Annotated in this window: 10 protein-coding genes; 4 read left to right on the forward strand and 6 right to left on the reverse strand. The window is 48.5% G+C overall.

The genetic code is table 11. The features are described from left to right. The first annotated feature begins 95 nt into the window (after positions 1-95). Positions 96-1,796, forward strand: coding sequence for a phage portal protein (locus HA41_RS11415; protein WP_094120900.1), 1,701 nt, complete (start codon positions 96-98; stop codon positions 1,794-1,796). 1,000 nt (positions 1,797-2,796) lie between these two features. Here HA41_RS11415 and HA41_RS11425 read toward each other — a convergent pair. The 3 genes from HA41_RS11425 to HA41_RS21695 all read right to left on the reverse strand — a co-directional run bounded on the left by HA41_RS11425 (position 2,797) and on the right by HA41_RS21695 (position 3,862). Then, positions 2,797-3,243: a hypothetical protein gene (locus HA41_RS11425; protein ID WP_094120901.1), complete on the reverse strand. Its 447-nt coding sequence runs from the start codon at positions 3,241-3,243 to the stop codon at positions 2,797-2,799. Positions 3,244-3,402: 159 nt separating this feature from the next. Then, entirely contained in the window at positions 3,403-3,729 is a 327-nt protein-coding gene (locus HA41_RS11430) for a Thoeris anti-defense Tad2 family protein (protein WP_094120902.1), read from the reverse strand. Continuing rightward, positions 3,722-3,862, reverse strand: coding sequence for an ash family protein (locus tag HA41_RS21695; RefSeq protein ID WP_094120903.1), 141 nt, complete (start codon positions 3,860-3,862; stop codon positions 3,722-3,724). Before HA41_RS21695 ends, HA41_RS11430 begins: the two co-directional genes overlap by 8 nt. Positions 3,863-4,156: 294 nt before the next feature. Between HA41_RS21695 and HA41_RS11440 the strand changes: the two genes are divergently transcribed. Both HA41_RS11440 and HA41_RS11445 read left to right on the forward strand, forming a co-directional pair. After that, positions 4,157-5,158 (forward strand): head processing protein, encoded by a 1,002-nt coding sequence (locus HA41_RS11440; RefSeq protein ID WP_094120904.1) that lies wholly within the window; start codon positions 4,157-4,159, stop codon positions 5,156-5,158. A 302-nt stretch (positions 5,159-5,460) separates the two neighbouring features. After that, a complete protein-coding gene (locus HA41_RS11445) occupies positions 5,461-6,345 on the forward strand; it encodes a helix-turn-helix domain-containing protein (protein ID WP_094120905.1) in 885 nt (294 codons plus the stop codon). Here the strand turns inward: HA41_RS11445 and HA41_RS11450 are convergent. After that, the gene (locus HA41_RS11450) at positions 6,342-6,833 is read right to left on the reverse strand and encodes a glycoside hydrolase family 24 protein (RefSeq protein WP_094120906.1); all 492 of its coding nucleotides are present in this window, start codon (positions 6,831-6,833) and stop codon (positions 6,342-6,344) included. The two genes, HA41_RS11445 and HA41_RS11450, sit on opposite strands and share 4 nt — an antisense overlap. Before the next feature lie 735 nt (positions 6,834-7,568). Beyond that, on the reverse strand, positions 7,569-9,506 hold the full coding sequence (locus HA41_RS11455) for a methyl-accepting chemotaxis protein (protein ID WP_069729944.1): 1,938 nt from the start codon (positions 9,504-9,506) through the stop codon (positions 7,569-7,571). A 382-nt stretch (positions 9,507-9,888) separates the two neighbouring features. On the opposite strand from HA41_RS11455, the gene HA41_RS11460 reads away from it, so the two are divergent. After that, entirely contained in the window at positions 9,889-10,326 is a 438-nt protein-coding gene (locus HA41_RS11460; protein WP_094120907.1) for a GNAT family N-acetyltransferase, read from the forward strand. Positions 10,327-10,426: 100 nt separating this feature from the next. Here the strand turns inward: HA41_RS11460 and HA41_RS11465 are convergent, their stop codons facing one another. Then, complete coding sequence (locus HA41_RS11465; protein ID WP_094120908.1) at positions 10,427-11,290, reverse strand: alpha/beta fold hydrolase; 864 nt, start codon at positions 11,288-11,290, stop codon at positions 10,427-10,429. Positions 11,291-11,452 lie beyond the last annotated feature (162 nt).

The raw sequence follows: 11,452 nt of genomic DNA on the forward strand, positions 1-11,452 counted from the left end.
TTGCTGGATTTTCCACTGTGTAACTTTCCCTCAGATTGCATAAAGCGAATATGCTTTATTTTATTCTAAAGGTTTATTAAATAGGACGTATAACTTTGGCTACTAAAAAAAAGGCATTGTCTGTTTTAGGCGCACTTAGGCAGGCATTCCAGGGCGCGGCGACAGAGGCACCGCAAAGCCTCGCCTGGACCAACGGACAGAACGTGGTCGTCTCACGGTCCGGGCTGGCGGCAATGGCTTACAACGAGGGAAATGCCGGGGAAATGACTTCCGCCGGCGACAGTCTTTTCCTGGGCGCGGAGCTACCGCTGGACAGACTGCAGCGCTATGCGATTCTGGAGGAAATGGCGAATAGCCCAACGTGCTCAGCCGCACTGAATATCCACATTGGCCACGCACTCGCGCCGGACAAAAAAACCGGGCTGGCATTCTCTATTGTGCCGGTTGACCCGTCCGACGCAGAAGGCGCGGCGCGGGCCAAAGAGCTGCAGGATGATTTGGGCGCGATGATTAACCGACACCTGCCGTCGCTGGCTATGACAATGGCGATTTTCGGCGTGTCCTATGTGCGCCCTTACGCCCGCTCAGGGAAAGGGATCACCAGCCTGGAAAACAGCTATTACTCATTGCCCTACTTCATCCAGGAGTTTTACAAAGGCGATCAGCTGGTGGGCTTCGGCGGGGATTATGTGCTTTCGCCAGACACCCATACCCGCACGCTATCTACGCCGTGGTCCCTGGTCCCGATGAAAAATCCGTACTGGACTCCGACACGCAATGTTCAACCCGTGACGTCCGGTAATCGTGGTTACTCTCTGCTATCTGAGGAAGAGGACAAGGAGGTTGCGGAGACACAGAACTACGGCACCAGCTTCCTGGCGCATGCCTATGAGCCTTTCCTGAATCTGGTCGGCGCGCTGAATGCGCTGAAGGCAACGCGCTACAACGCCGCCAAAATTGACCGCCTGATAGCCCTGACAACCAACTCACTCGATCCGGTTGTCGGTGCGAACTACACCCGCACTGTGTCGCAGACGCTCAAGCGCCACGGCGAAACACTTCAGAGAAAAGCGGTTAACGGCAACACCATGCCAACCGTGATGAACCATGTGATCCCGGTGATGGGAGACGGTAAAAACGGCATTACGATCGATACGCAGTCGATACCCGCGGACATTACCGGCATTGAGGACGTGATGTTTCACCTGCGCCAGCTGTGTGCCGCACTTGGTATCGACTCGACTATGCTGGGCTGGGCCGATCAGATGGCAGGCGGGCTGGGTGAAGGCGGCTGGATTCAGACGGCTATTCAGGCGGCACTCCGGGCGCAGTGGCTGCGCCAAGGCGCACAGGAAATGATTTACCGCCTGATCGACATTCACCTTGCGTTCAAATACGGCAAGGTGTACCCGGTCAATGACCGCCCCTATGTTGTGCAGTTTAACTCCATGAACACCGCCATTCAGGAAGAAGAAAACCGGGAAATGGACGCCCGCGCCAACTTCATTACCCTAATGGTGCAGGTCATGGACGCGCTGCAGGCTAACAACAAGCTGGCGGAGAACGACACGTTCATGCGCTACCTGTTCAGCGATCAGCTGAAAATGGACGGCGGCACGCTCGACAAAATGCTGGCGGAGTTTGAGAAGAGCAGGAAGAAGGCGGACGCGCAGGATGAGGAAGGCGGTAATGGCAGCATGATGAATGAATCAGCGCCTGGCGGTTCGGATCCGGAAAGCTGGACGCATGACGAGCTGGTGGCATTTGCCCGTTATGTGACAACACCCGACAACTGACCAGCGTTAAAAAAAACCGCACACCACATCCAGGGGGATGTGCGGTTGATAAACGCCTTATCAATGCGATACAGAAGGATGTGAAATAAGAGTGATATTTAGCCGTCCTGTAAATCAATAACCCAGAGAGACTGACAGGCAGCTTATTTTTTCTGCGGCTTCGGGCGGTGTTTAATAAAACAGACGCATCAGATTCAGCTGCATTTATCTCAGGAAGTGCCGCGCAGTATGGACACGGCATCACCCCTTTATAACTTCTTTTTGCCACGCTCAGTGCCTGTAATAGTGAATAACAACTGCCAATAAATGTCCTGCCTTCCTTAGCGGGTAGCCGGGGACAGTCAATCCGGTGCAGTAGTAACCCGCTGTTACCGTGGTCACTGACGTAGAACTTTATGGCGCTGTACATGCCATATCCTTTTGCTGCGTGTAATGGAAGTACCATTCGGAATTGTTGCTATTCGTAATTATCCATAATCCGTGATAGCCGCAGTCGTGTCTATGTAAAATTTATCTATCAAACTTTTTCACATTAGCTCGTCTGCGTTAACAAAATTTAGCACTCTGGTTTTAATTTTAAAAGATTTTTTAGTGAACTCTATATTTACCCTGTACTAATCACCACTTGCATTGTTTGCAATGTAATCACTTAGTGGCATGTAAATCCCTGAATTTCAATCTTTACATCGAAAAGTCATAGCCAATTCAGTATATCTAATGAGAATCATGCCAGGCTAAAAAAGCCATGTAAAAATGAATTTTACTGCATTGCATTTTATCGCCCTACCAAAACTCATTAAATAAAACAAGAGGTAATTTTACCCTGATCATTAAAATTATTGCGTCCTGTTTAGTTAACACCAAAAATTATTATTAAGGGTTATTATGTTAATGCTTAATAACATCTTAATTGCAGGCAAAAAAAACCGCACTTGAGTAAGCCTTCGTGCGGTTACAGACAGCCACTTTTCAGAAAGCTGCTTTGCGATATTGGATGCAGCTAATTAGGCCAGTCATAAACAAAATGTTGTACAGCAACAGCCTCAACACCTTTTTTAATTTTCACAACCTGCTGCGGACCGGCCTGCTCCCGCGCAATTGCCTGTTTCATCAGTGGAGCAGCAGGCTTAACAGGCTGGCATGCCTGCGTCGCTATCGCCTTCTTTGCTTTGGGCGCAGGCCTCTTTTTAGGTTTCTGACTGAGATTAAGCAGTCGCTCTTTGCGGGAGTCTTTTTCTTCAGGATTCTGGATTTTTAAACATTCCAGGCATCGCTCAGAATTACTGTGATGGACCAGTGCCACAGTCATTGCCTGTTGCGGGGTGTAGAGCGTGCCGATAAACATCCGGCTTTCAGGCGTTTTTGGGAGAAGTTTACAGCCTTCACGGTGCATCAGAATACCGCTTTCATGGTGAAAGCAGACATAGTATTTCTTAGCCTCTAACATGCTAATTCCTTTATGCAGTATTGATCCTGTTTAAACAGGAGAAAGATAATGATATTGATTATTATTATTGGTAGTTGGTCTGCAGGTATGGAGCCTGTAAATTCAGCCTAGCACTAAATTTTACGTACCCGAATGAGAATCCCAAGCGTGTAGAGTTAATCAAAGTAAATTAACGGACGCAACCTGAACCGGACCTGATATCTCAACCATAAGCAAAATAATGGCGCTACAGTGTAGCAGCGAAATAACTCTCCAGTCAGCTGAAATAATGTCGTCAGGAGTAGGATCATAAAAAGACAGTACACCTGACTCGCTCATGACAATAAACTGCCTCTGACTGTCAGCGTCTGTTTCAGTGAATACATGAACAGGTGTATCGCCCCATTTGGTACGACGACAGATATTACTGTCCGTCTGGCTGATAGCTGTCATGGCGTGGTTGAAACCTGTTTCCGCCTGGGACGGCGTATAAGGGATATCAGGCATTGAGTGCTCCTCGTACAAAAGGAAGCGTCACTACGGGAGGTTCCAATCTCCGGGTGGTGACGTTGACAGGGTTGGAACTACCGGCGTACGAGGAGACCGGCCTACCCGAAGGTAGCCCCGCCAACGCCACCATTGAAACATCTGGCAAACTCCAGACGTGGTAGCGCCGGAGGCACTAAGTGCCTCCTCGTACATTCGTTCGGGGTTCCAATCCCGACCACTGTTTTACAGTGGCGCGCACACTATATCCCCGGCGCGGATAAATTCAATATTTCTAATGTGAAATTATCCACTGGTTATTAGATCCACTGATAATCGAAGAATCGCTACCCTGACAAATTACAACCTCCCTACCATCTTTTCACGCAGGCTATCGCCAGCGCTGCCGCCGCTTTGCGGGGCATTACTCTGTGAATATGAGGTATTTATGGAAGCACTCCGCACAGTGACGGACCGTTTTTCATTGATAGATAAAATTCGTCGATTTACACCACAAAATGACCGCAACTACCTGCTGCGATCTGTACGCGAAACATTCGCCAGCCCCGAAACGCAGGAGCGCATTCAGCTGGGGGAAATGTTCGGGTATTACGGCCACGGACGCCGCGCCGCCTATTACGCGAAGACCGGACGGCTAAACCTGCCGGAATTTGCAGTCGTCATGATTGACGGTAAGCCGGTCACGCTGGAAAACGTACCATCAAACCGCACGCTGGAGGCCAGCGTGGATGATAACGGCATCGTGACTCACATTCAGGAAATTCTGGATACCGAACCCGGCAACATCGTTGACGGCATGAACCGTTCCCGCGCTGGTGGCTGGTCATGGGCGACTGGCGGCGACGATAACGCCATTTCAAAAGTGACCAGCTTTCACGGGTTCGACTATGTGACCAATCCGAACTATATCAGCCAGGATCACCCTGCACTGCTGCTGGAATCGACCAATGAACGCGCCGACGCCATGCACGCGGGGCTAATGGAAAAGGGGTATTCAGAAAATCAGGCGGCTGACATTATCCAGCACTTTGAAACCCTGCGTAGCCAGACGGCCATGCTGGAATCTGCGGATTCTTCGCTGCTGGAATCGGCGCTCCACATCGAGCACGGCAAGCGTCTGGAACTGGAGGAACGTCTGCGCAGCGCACAGCTGATGATCGAGAGTGCAGGTACCGTGGCAAAGGCGCGACGCCGGATTATGAAGGATGCGCTGGCTAACATGCCGCTGTTTTTAAGTAAAGCCCAGCAGGCGGCCTTATGCCGTATGGATACGCCTGAAGATGCGCAGATTGTCGCGGCAATGCTGGAATCAATCGGCACAAATGCGACGGCAACACTGCCAATCGGAACAGCCCACCAGCACACATTACCGCAAACGCGCCCGCCAGCTGTGGACTCAACACCACTGCTATGGATTAACCCAAAATAATAAGGCAGGAAGAAAACCGTGCCCTGAAAACTGGGGCACGTTTTAGTCAAAACTAAAAATTAGGAAAAAACTGAGTGTTGATCCTTTTTCGGATCGCGTTTATCATCCGCGCTCTCATACAGTTTGACGACTGAATGAGAAGACGAAAAAAAATCGCCTGTTGACGCAGACGATTTTTAAACAACTTTGTGTGGTCTCTGACAACCACACCGGCGTTGTGCCGTATAACTTCTTTGAACGGAAGTTGACCTTAAACCATTATGACGCCAGGTATTGCACCTGTTGTCTCATGGAGAACAACTGTGCCTATAGTAGCTAATAGCGCCGATCCCGGCAACACCTTTCCCGCATTTCGCTCAAATAACGAGCACAGATCTGTCCGAATTACAGGCTTTGATCTCACCCACATTATCGAACTTTCCCCCCTCCCGAAGTCAGTTACCCGTGTTTTAAAATTCGCCTGCAATCTGGCCGGTTCTACGTCCGATTTCATCATCATCAAATCGCTCAGGAATCTGGCTGAAGAAGCCGGTTGCAGTATCTCCACCGTTCAGCGTGCTTATCGTGCTGCCGTTAAGTTGGGAATCCTCAGCTATGAAGAGCAGCGTGACGAGAAAAATCACAGCGTTAGCAAACCCAGCAAGTACACGTTTACTAATAAAGCACTGTCCTTTGTCCGGGCCAGTCTGGATGCACTGAAAGAGGCAAATCTGAAGCCGTCCGGACGTCAGAACATAGTCCGGAGAATTATCGCTAAGGCATTCTTTAAAAACGATTTTATCCACAAAACCCCTAGTCAGAATGAACAGATTGCCCCTAGTCAAACTGACCAACATGAAGTAAGAGATCTCTCCAGTAAAAGAAAAATACAAAATGGGGAGGCATTAAATTATGAGGTTGAAAAATCAGCAGAAGAACAACCGGCCTCAGTGAAAAAGTTCGGGTTCTACCAGGACACGCAACAGCAACTGGCAGCAGCATCGTCAGCAGCGCAGAACGAACGAAGCGCAGAAGAGTTTCAGCGAAAAGGCGGAGTACTGCATGAAGCCTATCAGGCACTGAAGTCTACGTTCAGGGCAAAGTCTATTTGTGGCAGGAAGCAAAAAAGTCGCCGCTATGTTGACTCATTAAGCGGCGACTACTCAAAAGTTGACTATGCGATCCCTGAAGGCTGGCGCGGCTGTTAGTCGGTAATTACACCTCCGGCTTTCTGGTAGGCATTGAGTAGCGTCTCAATGGCATGCGTTTTCTGACCATACGGAGATCCGGCCAGTGAGGCCCAGATATCGTTCGTTTTACCAATTGCCGTGCGGATACGTCCGGCCAGTACGTCAGCATAAGCACCCTGCTCTTTCAGCAGCTGATCGAGTAAGCGCTCTTGTGAGGCAGGACTAAAATCAGGCAGGTTCAGCTGTTTTTTGTAAGCAGGCCAGTAGCGGTAAAGCTGCTGATAACGGCCCGCTGCGGTGGATGCCAGGCCATGGCTGTTAAGCTCTTTTGCACGGCGATGTGCAAACGGGTGATCGCTGAAGTCGGTAAAGACTTCGCCCTGCTTTTCGCCCATCCCTGTCACAATGACGTCATAGCCATTCATGCGGGTCAATGGGTGTGTGCTTGTGCCTTCGGAAAAGGCCAGCATGTCGCCAAAGGCTTTACGGTTTGGGGATTGGTCCATGGTGGTTCCGCTCTCTGTGGTGATGAAGAGACGGACTGTATGGAGTTTGTAATTTGCGCTGGGAAGAAACGCCGCATGGTGTGGCCATTGTGTGTTAGCTCATAGCGGGTATTAAGCACCTATAGTCCGCTCTGTGCCAAAAGCTGACGTTGCTAACTTTCAAGTAGTAAGTATAAAAAACACCTATCCCCCGAGGAGGAGGACAGGTGCGAAACGCGGTGGTAGCGTATTGTGCTGATATATAGTTTTCGACGTTGCGAGGAAGACGCCTGGCAATCCCGTCAAACATTCTTCTGTCACTGAGCGGTAGAACCGCTCACCTATGACACAACATTAACTATCTTAATTAATTAAGAATCAGTCGCAAGCGTAAGCGGTAAATTAAAACAACGACGCGAGAACGAATCGACCAAGTGGCCGATATGTATTGGGCCCATCTCAGCAGGCTTCGTCATTAGTGATTTTAAAATAGTCGCTTGTTAAGCTTTAACAAAAAACTTGGCACCCCAGACCTGCTCCCTGTTGATTCACACAGAATGCTATTAACAACGTCCGCTTCTCGCTCATAGCGGACCTTGCAGCACGTATGTCCGCTTTGTGCCAACGTTACGTAAGGAAGGAATTAAGCCATCCCGTAGGATGGCTTATGGAATACTGTTACTGAGATGACAGGCCTAAGAAATGCGCCTGGCAGCACGCCGTTTACAGACATATAAAAAGCACTTAACAGAAATTTTAACCAGCGTTTGTGCGGAACACGCTAACCGCGTCCCTCAGATTAGCGGCTCGACTTGCAAGTTCATCAGCAGACGATGCTGACTCTTCAACGAGCACGGCATTCTGCTGTGTGACCTGATCCATCTGAGTAACGGCAATATTTATCTGCGATACGCCTGCACTCTGCTCTTCTGAAGAAGATGAAATCTCTCTCACCAGCTGTGCTGTCTGTTCAATCGCATCCATACTCTCCTTCACTTTTTCACCTGCATCCCGGGCCATCGAAATGCCCTGCTCAGCATTCTCCACAGACTGTTCGATCAGTCCTTTAATTTCTTTCGCCGCGCCAGCCGAGCGCTGTGCCAGCGATCTGACTTCCGCCGCAACAACCGCAAAGCCCTTACCGTGCTCACCGGCCCGGGCAGCTTCAACAGCCGCGTTTAACGCGAGAATATTCGTCTGAAACGCAATCCCATCAATGACAGAAATGATTTCCTTAATCTGCCCTGCACTGCTGCTGATTTTCTCCATGGAACCCAGCACTGATTCCATTGCCTGACCGCCACGCAATGCCGCGCTGGTAGCCGAGCTGGCCATTTCTGCAGCATGGCGGGTGTTTTCAGCATTGTTGCCGATGATCGAAGAGAGTTGTTCCATACTGGCGGCTGTTTCAGCCAGCGATGCAGCCTGTTCTTCCGTCCTCGCAGAAAGATCGCCGTTACCGCGGGCAATCTCCTCAGATGAGGTGGCAATGGTGACAGCATTACTTTTAATGTTTTCTACCGTCACCGTCAGGCGCTGACTCATCTGCAGTAATGCCTTAAGCAGACCGGCTGTTTCATTGCGTCCTGTCACGGAAAAAGATGCGGTCAGATCGCCTTCTGCCACTTCAAGCGCAAGCTTGGACGCGGCACCGATAGGTCGTGTTACAGAACGGATAATAATCAATGCGAAAATGACAGAAAGCAGGACCATAAAGAGAAGAACGCTCAGCAAACCATACTGTGCATGCCGGTGGTCCGTAATCTGCTGGTTCAGCATGTCATTCAGTTCATTACCGCCCGCAATCGCGTAGGTGCTGAATCTGTTAATCGCGCTGGTAAAAAGTGCGGCATAGTCCTGAGGACTCTGATTCGTCATACTGCGGCTAATAAATAACTCACCTGCAGTTTTCAGGGCATTTTGAGCTTCCTGTACGGCCCCGTCGGCATCGGCACTGAATTTCTGCTTCAGCCCTGTATCAGACGAAAAAAGCTTCTCTGAGTCCTGAGCAAACATATCCAGGTTATAGGCACCCGTGCTGATTAATGATTCCATACGGACAGAGTCAGCCTCACTAACGGCTTCTTTCCTGGCAAGCAGTGAAGTCCCGAACGCACGAATTTTACCCAGACTTTCGGTAAGCTCAGGCAATGATGAGAAATTGCTGGTAATCAGGCGGTACGTACTGATATCTGAATCAAGCGACAGACCGTAAAAATCCAGCACGTCGCGGTTTGTGTTAAGAAGTTTGCGGATGAGTTGCGCATGTGCGTCAAGGCTGGCCGTTTGATCCAGTTTCGAAGCATCAATGTCCTGCTGCAGCGCGTCCCACTGTGCACGCACCCCATTAATTTTATCGATTAAACCCGCACTGCCTTCTGTCTGCGCCATCTCTTTCTTGATGACATCGGTGATAGTAACAATGTCATCTCTAACACTTAGACGCGATGAGGTGGCAGGATTTTTTTGCGCAATAGCGAGGGCTGTTTCAGCGCGATGGCGCTGTATCAGATTCAACAGGGCAAGGATTTTGTTTTCAGCAGGCACTCCTGTTACTTCTTTCTGCTTGTCCTGAATATATTTATTACCTTCTGACACAAAAAGCACGGTAGGAACTGAAAAAAGAACAAGGCAAAACAAGCCCAGAATTGCAAACTTAGCGGTAAGATTAATATTGTTAAGAATATTATTCATTTTTACATCCTGCTGAATTAATTATTATAAGAACAAAAATAATGCAGATTGAAAGCATCTTAATCATCATTATCGGTTAACTGTTCATTAACTTTATAGCAGGCGTAAGAAAGTGAATGTTTAGGTTGAATTGCAACAAGGTCTAACCTGTCACCCAGTAATTAGCCCATGCTGATGTTATTAATTACCTCATAAGAGGTAGGAAAGATTGTTAATATCAATTTCTCTCTTAACGAGTTTTATACATGATTCATGTCCGCTTTGTGCCAGAAGCGGAAGTTGACCATGCGGCTTGGACACAAACCACAAATGACAAGACTCTTGTGCCTGCATCTAGGAGCTGTATATTTAGACACCACTTTAATTTATAAGGACATTTCAAATGAATGGCATTTTAGAAGGGATAAATTTAGAGGTCTGCGAAAATCCTAACGCTAATCACTTGATTCCGATTGAAGAAGGTCTTAACGATTTCAATGATTTAATGACGGGAATGAGTGATCGTCTGCCATTAGCTGTATTAATAAAATCAAAGACAAACGGTGAGGTACTCGGAGGGATGCAGGGGCGTTCTTCGTTAGGTCTACTTTTTATAGATCTGTTCTATCTTCCACCGGAATTGCGGAGTAAAGGGATTGGTGCAGAAATCCTTTTACACTTCGAGGCGGAAGGAAGAAGAAGGGGCTGTACCGCAGCATTTTTATACACAATTAGCTTTCAGGCCCCTGACTTCTACAAAAAGCACGGTTGGGAAGAATTCGGACGTATTGACTGCAAACCCGAAGGAACAAGCCGTATCTTTATGAAAAAGTCTTTATAAAAAGTGTGCTATTCGCTCATAGCGGACATCAGTCCGCTTTGTGCCAGAAGCAGACGTGGCCATCTCACTATAAGCGAATAAAAAGTATATCTGTGCGCTACTAGCAGCGTTGTAATAGAAAACGCTGCAGTTCAGCCGTGACTTCTTTTGGAGCTTCCTCTGCCATATGGTGACCGCTAGCTATCGCCTTACCCCGAACATCTCGCGCCCAGGTTTTCCAGATACCTAATACATCTCCATATATATCTTCCAGATCATCATATTGTGACCATAAACAGAGCGTTGGGCACTTTATCTGGTTTCCTTTCTGACGATCCTGAAGCTCATGTTCTTTATCAATGCTAAGACCTGCACGATAGTCTTCAAGCATCCCATGTACGGTTTCCGGATCATGAATAGCTTGTCTGAACTCAAGGTACTCTTCGTCTCCCATTGTTTCGGGCTGGCCTCCATACCATTTGTCAGGATCAGCTAATATTGCCTGCTCCGGTTTTTCTGGCTGAGCAAAGAAGAACCAGTGATACCATTGTCGGGCAAACTTCTCATTACACCGATTGAGCGCTTCAAGTATTGGAATGCAATCAAGTACGGCAAGCCGTGTGATTCGTTCTGGATAGTCAAGAGCGGCCCTGTAAGCTGTGTAACTCCCTCTGTCATGTCCAACAATTGCAAATTGCTGAAAACCAAGCTGACTCATCAACTCAATACAATCTTTTGCTTTAGCTTTTTTAGAAGAACCAGCATGATCGGGCTGATCAGTGGGTTTTGACGATTGGCCGAATCCCCGCAAATCAGGACAGACGACGGTAAATGATTTGGCTAGCTCGGGAGCCACTTTTGACCAGGTTACATGGGTACGAGGGTGTCCATGCAATAACAGAACAGGCGGTCCGTTCCCCCCATAGCGCACATTGAGTTCTGCTTCTGAAAGGCTGACTCGTGTATGTGTAAATCCTTCAAACATATGCTGACCCCCACGGTAATAGTGTGGGGATAATTATAGGCTGCTGTTTAGTCCGACACTTTGCTACGTAAGGGCCGAGCATATTCACCCCTAATAGCAAAGCTGGTAATGCAGCGCAAGAAGGCATTTTGGGAAAAAATTTAAAATGAATGTCCGCTTCTC

This window comes from Pantoea conspicua (assembly GCF_002095315.1).
Classification (GTDB): domain Bacteria; phylum Pseudomonadota; class Gammaproteobacteria; order Enterobacterales; family Enterobacteriaceae; genus Pantoea; species Pantoea conspicua.

What these genes read in the sequence shown, in the direction of transcription:
- HA41_RS11425 (WP_094120901.1), bottom strand. Translation starts at nt 3,243, where the DNA reads ATGTTAGAGGCTAAGAAATACTATGTCTGCTTTCACCATGAAAGCGGT.
- HA41_RS11430 (WP_094120902.1), bottom strand. Translation starts at nt 3,729, where the DNA reads ATGCCTGATATCCCTTATACGCCGTCCCAGGCGGAAACAGGTTTCAAC.
- HA41_RS21695 (WP_094120903.1), bottom strand. Translation starts at nt 3,862, where the DNA reads ATGGTGGCGTTGGCGGGGCTACCTTCGGGTAGGCCGGTCTCCTCGTAC.
- HA41_RS11440 (WP_094120904.1), top strand. Translation starts at nt 4,157, where the DNA reads ATGGAAGCACTCCGCACAGTGACGGACCGTTTTTCATTGATAGATAAA.
- HA41_RS11450 (WP_094120906.1), bottom strand. Translation starts at nt 6,833, where the DNA reads ATGGACCAATCCCCAAACCGTAAAGCCTTTGGCGACATGCTGGCCTTT.
- HA41_RS11455 (WP_069729944.1), bottom strand. Translation starts at nt 9,506, where the DNA reads ATGAATAATATTCTTAACAATATTAATCTTACCGCTAAGTTTGCAATT.
- HA41_RS11460 (WP_094120907.1), top strand. Translation starts at nt 9,889, where the DNA reads ATGAATGGCATTTTAGAAGGGATAAATTTAGAGGTCTGCGAAAATCCT.
- HA41_RS11465 (WP_094120908.1), bottom strand. Translation starts at nt 11,290, where the DNA reads ATGTTTGAAGGATTTACACATACACGAGTCAGCCTTTCAGAAGCAGAA.